This window comes from Saccharibacillus brassicae, from assembly GCF_006542275.1.
In the GTDB taxonomy this organism is placed as follows: Bacteria; Bacillota; Bacilli; order Paenibacillales; family Paenibacillaceae; genus Saccharibacillus; species Saccharibacillus brassicae.
The window spans coordinates 561,886-581,284 of the sequence record NZ_CP041217.1 but is presented as its reverse complement, the minus strand read 5'-3'; the positions used below and the strand labels follow the sequence as shown (position 1 = coordinate 581,284).

General features: G+C 46.4%; 3 protein-coding genes and 2 pseudogenes. All 5 read left to right on the top strand.

Annotation, left to right across the window (positions count from 1 at the left end; genetic code table 11):
• The first annotated feature begins 29 nt into the window (after nt 1-29).
• The 5 genes and pseudogenes from FFV09_RS02325 to FFV09_RS02315 all read left to right on the top strand — a co-directional run bounded on the left by FFV09_RS02325 (nt 30) and on the right by FFV09_RS02315 (nt 19,265).
• Nucleotides 30-8,093 (top strand): SDR family NAD(P)-dependent oxidoreductase, encoded by an 8,064-nt coding sequence (locus tag FFV09_RS02325; RefSeq protein WP_141446190.1) that lies wholly within the window; start codon nt 30-32, stop codon nt 8,091-8,093.
• A pseudogene (locus FFV09_RS24520) lies at nt 8,072-11,305 on the top strand (non-ribosomal peptide synthetase); the annotation flags it as partial. The gene FFV09_RS02325 and the pseudogene FFV09_RS24520, both read left to right, overlap by 22 nt.
• A gap of 153 nt (nt 11,306-11,458) precedes the next feature.
• Nucleotides 11,459-13,057: pseudogene (locus FFV09_RS24515) on the top strand (beta-ketoacyl synthase N-terminal-like domain-containing protein); the annotation flags it as partial.
• Nucleotides 13,058-13,105: 48 nt separating this feature from the next.
• Nucleotides 13,106-15,430: an SDR family oxidoreductase gene (locus tag FFV09_RS24510; protein WP_425472301.1), complete on the top strand. Its 2,325-nt coding sequence runs from the start codon at nt 13,106-13,108 to the stop codon at nt 15,428-15,430.
• A complete protein-coding gene (locus tag FFV09_RS02315) occupies nt 15,417-19,265 on the top strand; it encodes a type I polyketide synthase (RefSeq protein ID WP_141446188.1) in 3,849 nt (1,282 codons plus the stop codon). Before FFV09_RS24510 ends, FFV09_RS02315 begins: the two co-directional genes overlap by 14 nt.
• The last annotated feature ends 134 nt before the right edge of the window (nt 19,266-19,399 follow it).

Below are 19,399 nucleotides of genomic sequence, written 5' to 3'. Positions count from 1 at the left end.
GGCTACGCATTTGAAACCGAGGAGGTTAAATGAAAGCTATGCTTAACGTACATTCAAACGAAAAACTGCTGCATGCCTCCGCGCAGCGGTTTTTTCCCGATGTCAGCGCCGAAAGCCAGCTGAAAAGCGGCAAGTACCATGACGACTATTTTGTTAGGCGCGATTATTGTATCCGTCTAGCGGTACCGGAAGATATTGAAGCTTTAATGGAAATTGAGGGGGACTGTTGGGCAGTTCCTCTTCAAACTGACCAAGTGGAAATCGAGCAGCGATTAGTTGATCCGGCCTGCTTCACGTTTGTATTGGAATATGAGGGAATCGTAAGAGGCGTCATTTATACGCAGCGAATCCGGAAGGACGACATCAAAAAGGTCAAATCGATGACGGTTTCAACATTTCGGAATCAAAGAGGTTCATGCATTCAGTTTATTGCGCTCAATATTATGCCTCTCTATCAAGATAAAGGATGGGGCAGTGAGTTGCTTGAATTTATCCTGCAGTATTTTTCCTTACATCAGGAAATCCATCATGTTTATGCAGTCACGCGCTGCCGTGATTTTCTGAAATCGAATTGCGCTACCCTTCAGCAATATTTAGTTCAGATTCATCGGAACGGTCTATTCGAAGATCCAATATTAAAATTTCATCAATTGCACGGGGCAACGATATTAGGATTGTTGGATAATTACAGACCGAAGGATGATGAGAATCAAGGTTATGGTGTACTTATTGAATACGACGTTGATCATCGACCATGGGGCGGGAAGTTACCGGTAAGAAGCCAGGAAAAGAAACAACCAGGAGCCAAAAAACAGCTATTGGAGCTGCTCTATAGAAAATTAGATACCATGCAGCTGGATGAACGGCAGAGCCTACAAACGCTTGGTCTCGATTCCCTGGACTTCGCAGAAGTATTGAACTTTATGCACGACAAGTCCGGACTTGCAATATCGATCCATGATCTCAATGATCGAAGTTTGGGTGAACTTCTTCGGTTGTGTGGCGACGGAGAGAATGCTCCACCTTCTGCATCCGCCGAACAACCGTTAAAAAAACGTCTACGCCATCTTATTCGGCAATATCCGGAAATCGTACCTTTATCCGCAGACGGAGACGGGCCATGCACGTTCTGGATTCATCCGATTTCTGGAGATGTAGGCATTTACAATCGAATCTCAAGCCAAACGGACGGCGAATTTCGTATTATCGCTATTAAAGCACGTGGCTTTCTGTCCTCTGAACATCAACCCTTCACGTCGGTTCATGAGATGGCTAGATACTATTGCGAAATAATTAAAGCCGTACAGCCGGAAGGGCCATACAACCTGGCCGGTTTTTCATTTGGCGGGACCGTAGCTTATGAAATGACACGGCAATTGCAAATGGAGGACAAACAAGTCGACTCGCTACTTCTTGTGGAGTCGCCCTGTATTACAGGTAGGGAGACAGAATTTTTCCAAACGACCTTCAGAAACAACCTATTAATGAATGCGAATTTTTTATTACTCACACTTTTGAATCGGAATGAAGCTTTCCAAGGGAAGCGACCTGACGTTACGATCGATTGGAACTTCTATCAAATGACGGACCATGATATTCGCGATGTTTCTGATGATGGTCTGGTCTCGCATGTCGTCAAGCTTTGCAAACAAAAAGGATTGAAGCATTCTGAAGAAGAACTGGCATTCAAATTGCGCTCTATGTCAGAGGTGCATCAATCCAATTTGCGAGCTATTCAGAATTACAAGGTCCAGAAGCTGCCACGTCCTAATGATCTGACAGCCGTGTTGTTCCGAACGGAATCTGCTGATGCTGTATCCCATTCCTTCTGGAACCCGGACTATTTGGAGCGAATCCAGCATGAAATGGGGTCGTTTATGCCGCTTCTTCAAGGATGGTCTTCCTTATTGCCCAAGCTGAAAACGACGATTTTAGCTGGAGATAACCATTTCGATATTTTGCATGAAGATCAAAGCGTAAAGATTTTCTATGATCATTGCAAGAACATTTTTACGAAACGCATGCATGCATCCCTGCATGAGGGAAGACCCGTCCCGGACAATGATAAACGAACTTCTCTCCCGTCCATTGCGATTGTTGGGATGTCAGGGAGATTTCCGGATGCGGACAACGTACAGCAATTTTGGGAAAACTTGAAAACCGGACGCAACAGTGTAAGGGAGGCGCCTCGCGATCGTGGCTGGGATATAAACGATTATTACGACCCTAATCCGAAAACACCGGGTAAAACCTACTCGAAATGGGGCGGGTTTCTAACGGATATCGATAAATTCGATCCGCTATTTTTTAAAATATCGCCGCGGGATGCGGAGCTGATGGACCCTAGCGAGCGATTGTTCATTCAAGAAGCGTGGAAAGCGATTGAAGATGCAGGCTATAGTCCAGAGGATCTGAGTGGCAAGCCTTGGGGTGTGTTTGCCTGCGCCAAAGGGGATTACTCCATGACGATACAACAAGAGATCCCAACCTATTACCTTCCGACAGATTCGTATTCCGCATGTCGGCTTTCCTATTTGCTGAATTTAGTTGGACCGGCGATGACGATAGATACGTCTTGCTCCTCGACCTTAACGGTTGTTGCGGAAGCTTGCGACAGCCTCGTATTGGGCAACTGTGAAAGCGCAATTGTTGGCGGTGGCTCGGTATATACGACACCGAATGTCATGATAGGTTCAAGTCAATCCCTGCTCTTGTCGTCTGATGGTCTCTGCCACACCTTCGATGAGCGGGCGAACGGGACCGTAGTTGCTGAAGCGATTGGGGTTGTTGTTCTCAAACTACTCGACAAGGCGATTGAAGACAATGACCATATCTACGGGGTTATTCGGGGCTGGGGCATGAATCAGGATGGCAAAACGAATGGAATGACTGCTCCGAGCGGATTGGCACAAAGCCGCCTTCAAACCAGTATATACGAGAAATTCAATATCAATCCTGCGAATATCACGATGTTTGAAGCACACGGAACGGGTACGAAACTAGGCGACGCCATAGAATATGAAGCGCTGAAGGAATCCTTCCGGAAATTCACCTCAAACACGGGTTATTGTGCGCTGGGGGCCTTAAAAAGTAATATCGGTCATGCTTTCTTCGGCTCTGGGATTGCAGGGCTCATTAAGGTACTGTTATCGATCGAGCATGGGCAAATTCCTCCGACCTTGAATTATGAGAATGGAAGTTCCAAAATGTCTTTCGAGAACAGTCCCTTTCTTGTAAATACAACTTTAAAGCCGTGGGAAACGGCATCGAATCAGCCGCGATGCGCAGGGATCAATTCGTTCGGAGCAACCGGAACAAACGTGCATCTGGTCATCGAGGAATATCTCCCAGAGGTAAACCCTGATTCTAGACCAAACAGCAAAGATCAAAATCCAATGATGTTTGTTTTGTCGGCAAAGGACGATAGCAGATTAAAAGAATATGTCCATCAGTTTGTTCAGGCTTTGGAAAAGGGTCAGTATTTGAATAAGAACTTGACGGATATCGCATATACGCTGCAGGTTGGTCGCGGAAGTATGGATGCCCGGTTGGCAGTGACGGCAACCTCATTATATGAACTGGAGACCAAGTTAGAGCGCTATCTGGAAGGTGGCGAAAACAATGAGGATATCTACCGCAGTCCGGCCAAAGCGTTAAAAGGGGGACCGGCACGGTCGGTGGCAAGTAGAGAGATATTTGATGCAGCATATCGGTATCTAGAGCTCCGCGACGCGGGACAATTATTGGATCTATGGGTGAATGGCGCAAAAATTGACTGGGAGCGTTTCTACAGTAATGGGAAGCCGAAGCGGATCTCATTGCCTACGTATCCGTTTGCCAAAGAGCGATGCTGGATTCAGATCAATGAAGAGGGGGGCAGGCGCAATACCGAGGAAGTTGTTGCCCGTCATTGCTCGGCCTCCGATTCAGCACTATTAGAAATGAATGATGACAAGCAGAAAGAACATGTTGAAACCATGTTGTTTAACGAGGATTGGGAAGAAAATCCTTTATTTGATTATCGGGCAATTGAATTGAAAACTATCGTATGCTTTCTCTCGGAGCCGGGTAATCAGAACAGAATCAAGACGTACATTCAAACTCGGAATCCAAGAGCCAATATTGTGTTCTTGTCCCAACACACGGGTCTTCGGAACGATTATGAGCAGACGTTTTACATTGACAGGAATAAAAAGCAAGCGTATGAAGAAGCATTCCGTAGCATAAAAGCCACATATAACGAAATTTCTGCCGTTCTTTACCTTTGGCCGTATGAAGATCGGGCATGTATAGAGGACTACAGCAGTATCGTCTATATTTTACAAGCGATCGCATCTGCTAAATTGGAGCCAGAAAGGCTTCTGCTGGGTGCATCGTATAGAAATGAACGTGAGCGTTGCTATCTTGAGTCGTGGATTGGCTTCGAACGGTCTATCGGACCGATGGTATCGAAGACGCGCATGAAGGCAGTCATCCAGCAGGAAGAGCATGTGAAACCAGAAGAGCTAACTGAAGACATAATGATGCGGCTATACAAAGAGCTGGAGGCAGCGGACAGCGTCCAAAGCGTGCTGTATGAAGAAGGGCAACGATACGAATGCAAAATGAGAGAGACGAGCATAGCCCCAGGGACGGTTCCGCTGAAAGCCGGAGGCACCTATTTTATAACCGGCGGACTCGGCAAGCTTGGGCTTATTTTTGCAAGACACCTCGCACAGAATTACAGTGCTAATCTGATCTTGAGCGGAAGGTCAAAACTGAATGACGCAAAGCTGGAACTCATCCGACAAATCGAGAATATAGGCGGCAGAGTTCACTATATTCAGGCGGATTCTTGCGACAAGAAGCGGATGAATGATGGGCTGGAGACAGCGAGACGAAAATTCGGGAATATAGACGGTGTTATCCACGCCGCAGGACTAGTCGATCCTCAAAGTATTTTCAAGAAAGAGATTGCAAACTTTGAGCAGGTCATCTCTCCTAAGATTAATGGAACGCTCGTGCTGGATGAACTTCTGCAGGGGATACCGCTTGATTTCGTCTGTTATTTTTCTTCGTCTGCCGCTATTATGGGAGATTTCGGCACTTGCGACTATGCTGTCGGGAACCGCTTTCAAATGGCCTATACCCGATATAGAAACAAGCTGGAGGCGAGACAGGAAGTATTGGGCAAAACTCTTGTAATCAACTGGCCGCTGTGGCGGGATGGTGGCATGGGATTCGATCAGGACAATAACGAAAAATACTTGAAATCTAGTGGCCAGCGTTATTTGGAAACTGAAGAGGGACTGTCCATCTTTGAGCGTATCTTGATGGCGCCTCAATCGCAGCACTTGGTTATGACAGGCCAAAGGAGCATGGTGTACAAATTTTTAAGATTACAGCAGGAACAGGAGCAAGAAATCGTTCGTTTCAAATCTCCTGCATTCTCAAACACCAGCAACAGCAAAGCAAATGAAGCATTTGACGTCGTGCGATTCGTGGAGCGGGACTTGAAAGAAGCAATCAGCCAGCTGCATCATGTGCCTGTCGAGAAACTGGACGTGGACGAGCATTTGTTAGAATACGGCTTTGACTCCATCAATTTGTTCGAATTTGCTGGAAGGATCACGAGCTTATACGGCATTGAGATTACGCCATCCTCACTACTCGGTTATTCCACGATCGGCAAGATTAGCGAATATTTGGTGCAGGATCATAAAGAAACGCTCGAACATTTTTATCAGGGGGAAATTGAACTGAATGAAAGGAAAGCTGAGATCGAAAGTGACAATACCCCACAAGAGCGCAAAGATAAAGGATTGGATCTCGACCACATCCACTCCAACATGGAGAAATTAATTGAGCCAATCGCCATTATTGGGATGAGTGGGCGATTCCCTCAGGCGGATTCGGTGGAGAAGCTTTGGCAGAATCTGAAGCATCGTAAAGAAAGCATTACTGAGATTCCGAAAGATCGGTGGGATTGGCGGGACTATAATGGAGAAGCATCGGGTGAAGTTGGAAGAAGTCCTTCGAAATGGGGAGGATTTCTTACCGATATCGATCGCTTCGATCCGTTATTTTTTAAAATTTCACCGAAGGAAGCGCATATCATGGATCCATGCCAGCGCTTGTTTCTGGAAGAGGCGTGGCATGCGCTAGAAGATGCAGGGTATATGGAAGAGAGAATAAAAGGGAAATCGTGCGGCGTGTACGTAGGGATTGAAGAAGGTGATTATGGATTTATGGTGAAGCAGCAGGGACAGTTTTACAGCAATCAGAATGCCATTCTATCCGCTCGTATTGCCTATTTACTAGATTTGAAAGGTCCTAATTTATCGATTACGGCATCTTGCTCTTCCAGTCTGGTTGCCCTTCATCAAGCTTGCCAAGCTTTGCGCCAGGACGATTGCGAAATGGCTCTAGTTGGTGGTATCAACCTGTTCGTCTCACCATCAGTGCATATCGGAATGAGTATGTTAGATTTGATTTCCCCTACGGGGAAGTCTCATGTATTTGATGACCGCGCAAACGGTATGGTGCCGAGTGAAGCTGTTGCCGCCGTTTTGCTCAAGCCTTTATCTAAGGCCATTCGCGACAAGGATCATATTTACGGTTGCATCAAAGGCAGTGGTGTCAACTATAACGGGAAAGGCCATGGTATGATGGCGCCAAATCCGATCAGGCAAGCGGAGCTGATTAGCGACACGCTGGATAAATACCAGATCGATCCTTCAGGTATCCAATATATGATTTCGCATAGCGTAGGGACCAAACTGGGAGATGCTGCAGAAATTGACGGCTTGCGCAAAGCGTTTGGGAGCTATTCATCTGAAAAGCCATTAGGTTATATTAGTTCGATTAAACCGTTAATCGGACATACGTTTGCTGCTTCGGGGATCGTCAGTTTAATAACGATGCTGGTGGCAATGAGAGAGCAGACGATGTTGGGTCTGCATAATTTCAATACGAGTAACCCTGATATTGATTTTTCAAAAGCGCCGTTTCTGGCGAGTGCAAGCGATCAGACATGGAATAGATGCGCTGATCAATCGCGCCTGGGTGCGATCAGTACATCCGCGAATAGCGGAACGAATGCCTTTGCTGTTATAGAAGAGTATATCGATCCTTCGAAGGAATCGAATGAGCATATCGCTGAAGATCAAAGCCGAATTTTTATTTTTTCGGCTGCAGATCGTGAAAGACTTCATGCCGTTGCAAAGCAGATGCATGATCACATTTCCATGGCTGATCATCTCTCATTGTCCGACCTTGCCTATACGCTTCAATCTGGAAGGGAAGCGATGCCGAGTCGGTTAGCCATTGTAACGAAAGGCAAAGAAGAACTTATTCAGGGGCTGAATGATTACTTGCAAGCCGATCAGGGCAGTCAACAGATCAATAGCGTAGTTCCGATTTTTACCGGCAACGCAGAGGAGGCATTACAAGTAAAAGCGCTTTCCTTTATGAATGAAAAAGAGTCGCTGGTACAACAGTTTGTGCAGAGCGGAAATCTCGACATCATCGCCATACACTGGGTAAATGGCGGCAAAGTGGCATGGAATGCATTATTTAATGAGGATAGAGCGCGGCTCATCCCGTTACCGACCTATCCGTTCAAAAAGGAACGTTATTGGATTCCAGCGGAAACAAAAAGACGTTTAACGGAGCGTGATAAGTCGAATGAGGAAGTTCGAGTGGATGATAATGCTTTGGTCAACGTCGTGATGTCAACTCAGGAAGAGCTCGAGAGGTATCTCATCGGGTTTTTCTCAGAGAAGCTCGAAATCGCTGAACAAAGTATCAACGTGAATCGTGACCTGCAAGACTATGGTGTAGATTCGATTCTGATGATGAAATTTATTCGGAATGTCGAACAACATTACGATCTCACGATTTCAGGTCGCGAACTTCTTCAGTGCCCAACGATTCGTTCCATTTCAGCATACTTGGTTCCAAAACTGGGAACTAGTCAACATAACAATCAGGATACTAAAGAAAACATGCAGCGCGAATACAAAGATCTAGAAGTTATCGAAGCAATGGAGAAGTTTATTCAAGGCATTATCAAGCTTGATGATCTAGAAAAATGTATAGGAGTAGATGGATAATGATAGCGAAAGAGTTGTTGGACAAGTATAGAGAAGGCAAATTATCAACATCCGAGCTACGTCAAAAGCTTCAAGAGCTGACCCCTCAATTTTTGGCAAAAAAAACGCTATCCGAGGGACAGAAGGGTCTATGGATGCTGGAGAAAGTAGCACCCGGCATGAGCGCCTACAATCTGCCGATCTGCTTCCGTATTCGAAAACGACTGGATGTTAATTTGTTCAGGCAAGCGCTGGAGTATATGTTGGAGCAGCATCCGATATTAAAGACTGTCATTGAAGAGGAAAACGGTGTTCCTTTTCAAACCTCTCGGCAATCACAGAAACTAGCAATCACGAGAGGGGATATTTCCCATTTGTTTTATGAAGAGATTATCCCATTTATTCGTACGAAGGCTAGCGAGTCCTTCTCGTTTAATGCAGGTCCATTAATGCGAGTTCATGTGTTCGAGCGATCCGAGACCGAGCACTGGGTGTTAATCAATGTCCACCATATTATTTTTGACGGCAGTTCAGTTGCAATTCTCGTAAAGTCCTTATTGGATGCTTATATTGCTCTTGCAAAGGGGGAATCGCTAACAAGCGTTTCCTCTTCCTCACACTATTATGATTTTATCGATTGGGAACAGGAAATGCTGGCAAGCAGGAAAGGGGAAGAGCATCGTGCCTACTGGAAGCAGCAATTGTCGGGTACACTGTCGATCTTAGACCTCCCAACCGATCTGCCGCGTCATTCTGCAGCCACATTTAAAGGGAAGACGCATCGCGTTTCTATTCCGTCCGAGCTTAAAGATAAAATCAAATCGTTTTCCAAACTTCAGCGCATCAGTCTGCCGGCTTTTTTCCTAGCTGTGTTTAAGGTGCTGCTACATCAATATTCAAATCAGCGCGAGCTGATTGTCGGAATGGCAAGCTTAGGAAGGCCGGAAGAGAGATTCGAGTCGTTAATCGGTTATTTCATCAACATGATTCCAATTCGTAGTCGAATTGACGAAGAGGAAGGCTTTACGAAGTTTGCTGAACAGTTACAGTTGACGATGCTCGACGGAATGGATCATTCGGACTATCCGTTCTCTGCAATGGTAAGAGAACTGAATTTGCCTCGCTCGATATCGAATGCGCCGGTATTCCAGGTCGGATATTTCTATCAAAATTTTATTTCTTCCAGCCAGATGAAGCAGTTTGCGGATTATCATAACGCTCTAGATTTTGAGCTAGTGGAGGAGATTCATCAGGAAGGAGAATACGGACTTGCGTTAGAAGTATTTGAGCACGGCGATCGCTTCCAACTTAATATGAAGTACAATCCTGACCTTTACCATGACTCAACGATCAAGCGGATGACCGAATACTTTGTACGATTAACGGAAGAAGTGATCGGTAACGGGGAGCGTGCGCTTGGACAATATCCGCTACTTTCAGCGGAAGAAGAACAAACCATTCTCTTGAATTGGAATGCGACAGAGATCACGTACTCGAAGAACAAATGCGTACATGAATTATTTGAAGAACAGGTTAGGAAAACGCCCGAGGCGACCGCAGTTATCTATGAGAACGTGTCGCTCACCTACCGGGAATTGGACGAGAGAAGCACGAAGCTTGCAATCTATTTGCAGCGACAAGGGGTTAAGCCCGATAGCCTGGTGGGGATCAGCTTCGAACGATCATTACATATGATCGTTGGTTTGCTAGGGATTCTTAAATCCGGTGGCGCCTATGTTCCTTTAGACCCGGAATATCCGTCTGAACGCTTGAGCTATATGATCGAAGACAGCCAGATATCCATTGTTATCAGTCAATCGGCATTAATGAACAAGTTGAATGAACTATTAAGTAATGAAGTTACAGCCATCCCGCTGGATACGTATTGGGAGACCATCGAAAAAACGGCAAGTGGCCAGGTGGTAATGCAGAAACCATCAGGGTCAGATCATTTAGCCTACGTGATTTATACGTCCGGCAGCACAGGTAACCCAAAAGGAGTTATGATTCCGCATGTCGCTCTGACTAATTTCCTGCAATCGATGGGACGGAAACCCGCTATTACGTCCGAAGATAAATTGCTCGCCGTAACTACGTATTGCTTTGATATTGCCGGCTTGGAATTGTATCTGCCTCTAATCAGCGGTGCGGCCTGTTATATTTGCAGTACGGCTAAACAAAAGAACGTCGAGTTACTTCAGCAGGAAATTAAAGTCGTTCGACCTACGATAATGCAAGCGACGCCCGCGATGTGGACGGCGCTTTTTCTTTATGGTTGGCGGAACGAAGAACAAATTAAAATTCTATGTGGAGGCGAAGCTCTTCCGGAGCGGTTAAAGCAGTTCTTTTTGGAAACGAATAGCGAAGTCTGGAATATGTTTGGACCGACGGAAACGACGATATGGTCTACGCTCAAGCAGATTAAACCGAATGAACCGATCACAATCGGCAAGCCGATCGCCAATACGCAAATCTATATTCTGAATGACCGAATGATGCCGGTCCCTGTTTCCATTCCGGGCGAGCTCTATATTGGCGGAGATGGATTAGCCAGAGGGTATTTAAATTTGCCTAAGCTTACGTCGGAACGGTTCATCGACAATCCATTTCAACCAGGTACCAAGCTTTATCGGACTGGAGATTCGGCAAGATGGCTCGCAGGCGGCGAAATTGAATATTTAGGACGGATCGACAACCAAGTGAAACTGCATGGATTCCGGATCGAACTGAACGAAATTGAAACAAGACTCAATCTATATCCGGGGATTCGTGAAAGTGCCGTCGTTATTCACAATCATCAAGAGCATGTACAGCTAAGAGCGTATTATGTGCGCAGTGGTCAGGAGCGCCACTGTGATCTCGTTCTGAAAGAACTGCGTAGGTATATGAAGAAATGGCTTCCTGCTCATATGGTTCCGAGCGTATTTACGGAGATTGAGTCGATCCCGCTGACGCCAAATGGCAAAGTGAACCGATTAGAGCTATCCAAACGAAATGAAGTACAACCGGATCGCGTAGCAATGAATGCGATGTCGGAGTCGGAAACCGAACAAATTATTGTGGCGATTTGGAAGGACGTTATCGGCGTTGATGAAATTAGCATGGAAGACGGATTTTTTGATGCAGGCGGAGACTCCTTCACTGCTGTAGCGGCAGCGGATCGGATTAGCAGGAAGCTGGACTGCGAAATTAAGGTAACGAACCTCTTTGAGCATGCCAATGTTAGAGAGTTAAGTAAATTTATCCTGGATTTAAAAAGTGAGGGACAGCTCCATGTTCAAGTGAAGAGTCTTCCTGAAGCCATACAGACTCCGTTGTACCCCACAGGTAAAAACAGCAAGGGCGGTAACCAGCAACACGAGTATCCGGCCTATGTTGAAGATAGCATGGCTATCATAGGCATCTCGTGTCAGTTTTCCGATGCCAACAACTACCGTCAATTTTGGGAGAACTTGCGGGAAGGAAAAGAAAGTGTTCGTCTACTATCCGAAGAAGAGTTAAACGAGTTAAACATCGACAAACAGCTTATTGAGAATCCGTCGTATGTGCCTATCCAATTAACGATAGATGGCAAAGAATTGTTCGATCCCGAGTTTTTCAAAATTTCGCCTAAGGATGCGGAAATGATGGATCCGCAGATGAGGCTTTTACTGCTTCATTCCTGGAAAGCGGTAGAGGATGCCGGTTACCGTGCTCAGGATATTCCGAACACAGCCGTGTACATGTCCTCAAGCAACAACTTCTATCAGGCGCCAGACGATCCGAAACAGGTTCATGTCGTCGATGACGCCGATACGTATGTATCATGGATACTAGGCCAAGCGGGGACGATTCCGACGATGATCTCATACCAACTGGGACTGAAAGGACCGAGCTTTTCTGTCCATTCCAATTGTTCCTCGTCTTTAGCAGGGATGTATTCCGCGTTTCAAAGCCTGCGTTCGGGAGAGAGCGACTACGCTCTAGTCGGGGCATCGACAATTCACTCTTCAACTAGTGCTGGCTATGTCCATATGCCAGGTCTGAATTTTTCGGGAGACGGTCATTTGAAAGCCTTTGATGCTTCGGCTGACGGGATGATTGGCGGAGAAGGCGCCGCTGTCATCGTACTGAAGTCTGCGAAGAAGGCCATCGAAGATGGGGACAATATCTATGCACTGTTAAGAGACATTAAGTTGAATAACGACGGGTCGGACAAAGTTGGATTTTATGCACCCAGCATAAAAGGGCAGGCCAACGTCATTCAAAGTACACTGGAATCAACGAAGATCGATCCGGAAACCATCGGCTACATCGAAGCGCATGGAACGGGCACCAAGCTGGGCGATCCGATCGAAATTGCTGCACTTAGCCAAATCTACAATCAATACACGACAAAACGGCAATTTTGCGGAATCGGATCGGTTAAAACGAACATTGGACATCTGGATACTGCCGCAGGCTTGGCGGGTTGTATTAAGGTCGCATTAAGCTTGTATCACAATCAGATCCCCGCGTCACTGAATTTCAAGGAAGCGAATCGTGAGATCGATTTACGTCACTCACCTTTCTATGTAGTAGATCAGCTACAAAGTTTGGAGAATCGCCCTCATCCATACCGGGCGGCACTTAGTTCGTTCGGGATTGGCGGGACAAATGCTCATGCCATTTTCGAGAAATATACCGAGATGAAACCGGTTGAAAGCCTTGCAGAATCAGATTACGGTCTTTCTTATTTGATTCCTCTATCAGCCAGAAACGACGATCGTCTCAAAGCGTACGCGCTTGAGCTCCTTCACTATATGAGAAGCGGCAATCGCCATCCGAATTTATCGGATATCGCATTTACGCTGCAGGTTGGCCGTGAAACGATGAGTAGCCGAGTTATCTTTCTGGTCAATGATACCGAAGATTTAATCGGCAAACTGGAGGCTTATGTGGAAGGCAAGATGAACATCGATAATTGTTTTGAGAAGCAGGCCAAGCAGGCCGAAGCATCTATTCAATGGTTTGAGCGGGATGAGGATTCAACTGAGTTGATTGGCAAATGGATCATGAAGGATAAAAAGAAAAAACTAGCTATGCTGTGGGTAAACGGGCTGAATCTGGATTGGACCTTATTCTATAATAATGCCCCGCGTCCTCGCCGCGTCAGTCTTCCGACGTATCCGTTTGCGCAAGAGAGGTATTGGAAAGCGGAATCCTCTACTAAGCCTGTGGCGGCAATAGCAAAGGAAGCAGCCCAAAAGCTTCATCCGTTCATCGACCGTAATACGTCGGATTTTGTGGCGCAGAAATATACGACAACACTAACAGGTAACGAATTTTTCCTTGTGGATCATGTCATCCATCATCAAAAGGTTTTGCCAGGCGTAGCCTACATCGAGATGGGTAGGGCAGCCGGTGAGCTGGCGGCAAAGCGGAAGATCCATAAGATTAAGCAGATCGTTTGGGCACGTCCCATCATTGTGGGGACGTCTCGTGATATGGAAATTGTACTTACCCCGCTTGATCATGAGATCGAATTTAAAGTATGTACCTACGAACAGGAACAGCAGGTCATTCACGCGCAAGGAAAGCTTGAAGTTCACCCGGATATGGATACAGAGCGGAATATCGAGCAATCACATGAAATCTTTGATATAGAGAGCTGCTTGGAAAGATGCTCAGATCGTATCGAGCATACCGATTTCTATGAATCGAATGCTTCTGCGGATGTCTACCAATACGGCCCGACATTCCGGCCAATTAAGGCGCTTTATTATAACGAATCCGAAGCGATATCGCGAATCGAATTGCCGGTTGAGAGAGAAGGGAACTTCGATGCCTTTACGCTGCACCCTTCCTTGCTGGAAGGGTGCCTGCAGACGATCGTCGGGCTGCTACAGGGAAGAGATACTTCGCCTTTCATGCCGTTCTCCATTGATGAGGTCGAAGTGATACGGCCATTCCCGAAGCAATGCTATGTCTATGCGACACGGACGGATCAGGATTCTAACAAGACAGGTGCTTCAAAGTTCAATTTGAACTTATATGATCCACAAGGCCGTATAGTGGCCTTCATTCGGAACTATTCGATTCGAACCATTACGACTACATTGGAAACGGGTCCTTCAACTTCAGATAAGCTGGAAACCTTGTATTATCACAACTCTTGGGAGAAGGCGACTTTGGAGCTACATCCTGGCAACATATCCGGGCCGCTACTTATTTTTACCGACAGCGAACAAGCGCGGGATGCCTTCAAATCGGATTTTCCTATCATTCTCGTGAAGCCTGGCGAAGCATTCAAAGATGGCCTCAACGATAATTATGTGATTAATCCGGAGCGACAAGACGATTATCGCAAGCTTCTCTCTGATCTTAAGCAGAAAGATAGACTGCCAAGTCAGATTGTTCACATGTGGTCGCATCATTCGTCTTCTTATGAGCTGGATGTGGTAATGAACGAGGGAATATACTCGTTGTTTTATTTGACGAAGTCTCTAACGGAAGTCGCTCCGTACGAAAAAGTGAAGCTACTACTTATCTATAACGAGGAGAGCACCATTGCTTCGGCTCTCAGCGAAGCGATAAGCGGCTTTGCCAAAACCGTCCGGCTGGAGTATCCGAAATTAGCTTACAAAATTGTCCGGCTTCAATCGGAAGCTGTTCTTACTGAACACATTGCAGCAGCCGAATTCGCAGCGGAGGATGGCGATGAAATTCGGTACACAGAAGAAGGTCGATTCGTGAAGCGTTTAAAAGAAGGGAATTTCGAACAAGAGACCACCGATAAGCCGATGCCCTTCCGAAACAACGGCGTCTATCTTATTACCGGAGGGATGGGCGGGATCGGGCTTGTGTTGGCTAAGCATCTTGCTAGCACGACACAAGCAAGATTGGCGCTGATTGGTCGATCGTCTCTGGACGACGAAAAACAAACTTTACTTGAGGAGCTGGAATCGTTAGGCTCGGAAGTTCTCTATATTCAGGCAGATATGTTCGTACGCGAAGAGGTCGAAAGTGCGCTAGCCCAAATACGGGCCCGATTCCAGGCGCTGCACGGTATCATCCATTGTGCAGGTGTCCTTGATGACAAGTTAATCGTAAATAAATCTTACGAAGAAATGAAGGCTGTGCTGGCTCCTAAAGTGAATGGCACCATTTGGTTAGATGAGGCTTCCAAAGAGGAATCGTTAGATTTCTTTATTTTATTCTCATCTGTGTCGCACCTGGGTAATGTCGGACAGTCAGATTATGCCTATGCCAACAGCTTCCTTAATTCCTTTGCGGAATATCGTGAGAATCTTCAGATTCGTAACAAACGTTCAGGTAAGACGATCAGTATAAACTGGCCCTACTGGGAAGAAGGGGGAGTTCGGAATGCGATTAAGTGAAGAAACGATCAAGCTACTCAAAACAACAAAAGGCATTCATCCGGTTACGGGCGAAGTCGGACTACATGCACTGCAGCAAGCCATGTTACAAGGTAATAATCAGATCATGGTTTATCATGGCGACCCAGTTAAGATTAGACGCAATGCAGGGCTTCAACCGGTTGAAGCCAAGCCGAAGCAAGTAGTAGACCATCCTCCTGTAGTGCGAACAGATAATAAAGCGCTGTTTGAAAAGGTTAACGAGGATTTGGTGGAGATCGCTTGCGGATTACTAAAAATGCAAAACATGGATATCGATCATGACCTGATGCAGTACGGCTTTGATTCCATAAGCATTACAGTATTCACTAATAAAATTAACGATCTGTACGAGCTGGATGTGATGCCGACGGTCATCTTTGAGTTAGAGCAGCCAACGATCCGGTCATTGGTACAGCATTTGTGCGAGAAGCATGCGGATCGTCTTCGTCACTATTACCGGCATGACCTCGTAGACAGTGCCGTTGCGGCTAGAGCCGATCGAGCTACGAATGTGATGTCGGATCCGGTCCCGCAACCTTCTTCTTTCGAAGAAAATGAACTGTTCAAAGCGGAAGCAGCTAAACCGATGCGGTTCAGTCATTCCGAGCGAAACGCGCCCGTCCATCAGAACACAAAGGATGTGGAAGAGCCGATCGCAATTATCGGCATGAACGGGATTTTTCCACAAGCCGATAATCTTGACGAGTTCTGGGATCATCTCGTACAGGAGAAGCAGCTAATGACTGAAATACCTGAAGAACGATTCGATTGGCGAGCGTTTGGCGACCCCAAAGTCAAGTGGGGCGGGTTTATGAAGGAGGTCGATAAATTTGATGCGGCCTTTTTTGGCATATCCGCTCGTGAGGCGGAAGTAATGGACCCCCAGCATAGACTATTCCTTCAGGTCGCATGGGGCGCGATTGAAGAAGCGGGATATAAGCCATCCGATTTATCGGGAACAGACACCGGAATTTTTGTCGGCATCGGTACCCAGGATTATGCTCAGCTTATCGATCAGCATTTAACCGAGCATAATCCGTATGCGCTTACGGGAAGAACGCCTTTCATGCTTGTCAATCGGATTTCCTCCATGTTGAATTTGCACGGACCGAGTGAGCCTATCGATACCGCATGTTCTAGCTCGCTTGTAGCGCTGCATAAAGCAGCGGAAGCGATACGTAGAGGCACGTGCAGAATGGCAATTGCCGGTGGCGTTAATGTGATCTTAACGCCTTCGGTTCATCTCTATTTCAGCGAGGCGGGGATGCTCAGTGATAACGGAGAATGTAATGTCTTCGACAAAGATGCTGGCGGTACGGTTCGAAGTGAAGGCGTAGGCGCGATATTGCTGAAAAGAATGAGCGATGCCATTGCTGATGGGGATCACATCCATGGGGTCATTCAAAACTCAGCACAGAATCATAAAGGTAAAAGTGCATCCTTAACCGCTCCGAATGCGAACGCACAGGCTGACCTATTAATAGATGTGTACGGCAAGGCAAAAGTGGATCCGACAACCATCGGTTACATTGAAACCCACAGCACAGGGACTCGGTTAGGTGACCCCATTGAGATTGCCGGTCTAAAAAATGCTTTCAGCGAGCTGTACAGCAAGAATGGTGTTTCATCATTCCAGCCTCATTGTGCCCTAGGGTCGTTGAAAACGAATATCGGGCATCTGGAAACAGCTGCAGGGATTGGCGCTGTCATCAAAGTGCTTCTTTCGTTGAAAAACAAAACGATTCCGGGTACGCCGGGCTTTAAAGAGCTGAACCCATATATTAAATTATCCGAAAGCCCCTTCTACATCAACGAGAAGAGTACGCCATGGGATCGAATTCAGCCTGATATTCCGCGCAGAGCAGGAGTCAGCGCATTCGGTTTTGGCGGCGTAAATGCTCATGTCATGATCGAGGAGTATATAGATGAGCATCCGGACCGGTCACGAGAGAAGATCATGCCAGAAAGTCCCGCCCTCATCGTACTATCCGCAGCCAATGGAGAACGTCTAACTGAACAGGCTAAGCAGTTGGTGGACGCGATGAAAAAAATGCAATTCCAGGATGAGGATTTGCGGGACATCGCTTACACGCTGCAGGTCGGGCGCGAGGCACACGAGGAACGATTGGCGTTAACCGCAGCTTCCATCGATGAACTTCGGATGAAGCTTTCAACATGGCTTCAGGGAGATAACATCCGGGGTAACGCAGTATTCCAGGGGAAGGTTAACAAACGTGATGATGTCCTTGCCCTGCTGGCGCAAGATGAAGGCATGGGGGATGTCATTGAAGCATGGTTCAAGAAGGGCGAGTATAACAAGTTATTGAGTTTATGGGTGAGAGGTCTGGCTCTAGACTGGAACATGCACTATCCAAACGCTAAGCCTCGGCGCGTATCCCTCCCGACCTATCCTTTTGAGCGGCAGCGTCACTGGTTACAGATTTCCAATCCAGAGGTGCGTCATCTGGATAAGGAATCCGGTAATCGGCATATGGCAACCATCGCCTCAGTAAAAGAGAGCATAAACAGCATTACAGAAAGCGGCGTAACCCGCATCTCGATTGGTAACAGGATCATCAACCTATTTGCTTCGTTATTAGGCGTCAATGCTTCCGAAATCGATAGAGATCAATCCATGGTGGAACTGGGAGCAGATTCAATCATTCTGACGCAAGTGCTGCAGCAGTTGCAATCCATTGATTCGTCCATTGATTTTGAGACCATATATAATTGCATCTCGATTCGAGAGATTATTAACGTCATTTCTATATCCGAAGATCCAGAAAACGAGATGACCGTTAGGGAATCAGCATACGAACAGGAAGAGCACATAGAGCCTTCCGCACCGATTCAGCTCGACCAGCGATTGGAGTATCCGGAGCTGATCAGATTAAACAAGTCAAATAAGAAAAGACCCGTATTCTGGTTCCACGGCGGTTTTGGTGGCGTTGAAATTTATCGGTTAATTTCTAATAAAATAGAGCGCCCTTTTTACGGCGTTCAGGCAAAAGGATATATGACTGACTATGAGCCAATTGAGGGAATTGAAGCGATGGCCGCCTATTATGTCCAGATGATTCAATCGGTTCAGCCGGAAGGTCCGTACGATTTTGGTGGCTTGTCTTTGGGCGGCATGATTGCCTATGAAGTGGCACGTCAGATGCAAGAGCAGGGCGAGACGGTGAATTCAATCGTCATGCTGGAATCGATATATGTAGACGAAGCGATGAGAGAGGAGTGGCTGACGATAGCACAAGGTAACTTAAAGAAAGACCGAATGTTAAGAGCCATCAACCTTCTGTTAGCTTTCTCGTCAGCTGATCAATTGGTACTCATTGCTGATCATGAAGTCCAAACGGACGTTTCCGACGAGGCATTCCTCGATCAGCTCGTTTTGCTGGCCGAACAAAAAGGCATCACGAAGCCTCCTCAACAATTGCGTAAGTCTGTAGTTCAATATGAGAAAATATTAGATACGCTTGATATGAGCACGGCTATTTATGACGGATGGCCTCTGTCTGATCCCCACAATGTACCGTGTTATTACTTCTGTAACCCAACGGGGACGCTATTTGGAGAAGACGAATCCTATTTCCGCCTCGTCGATAAAGGACGAGTCTATGATTACGTAAGCTTTGCTGCGAAATGGAAGGAGAAGATGCCTGCATTAACTGTTCTAAAGGTAAAGGCATCCAATCATTTGACGTTGTTGACTGAGCCTGAGTCACAAGAACGGATTGTTACATTTTGCGAGAAATTATATTCCGATGAACCTATACCCGATACCTATTTAAAATCGTTATCTATCGAATAAAAACGTGCTCTCTTTTTATTCGCATTTTGAGGAATCTACCAGAGGGGGGCGGATGGATAGACATTGAAACGTACAGTAGCACGAGGTTAGTACACATGGAATATGTCTGTAGTTTTTGAGTTGATCGCAGATGC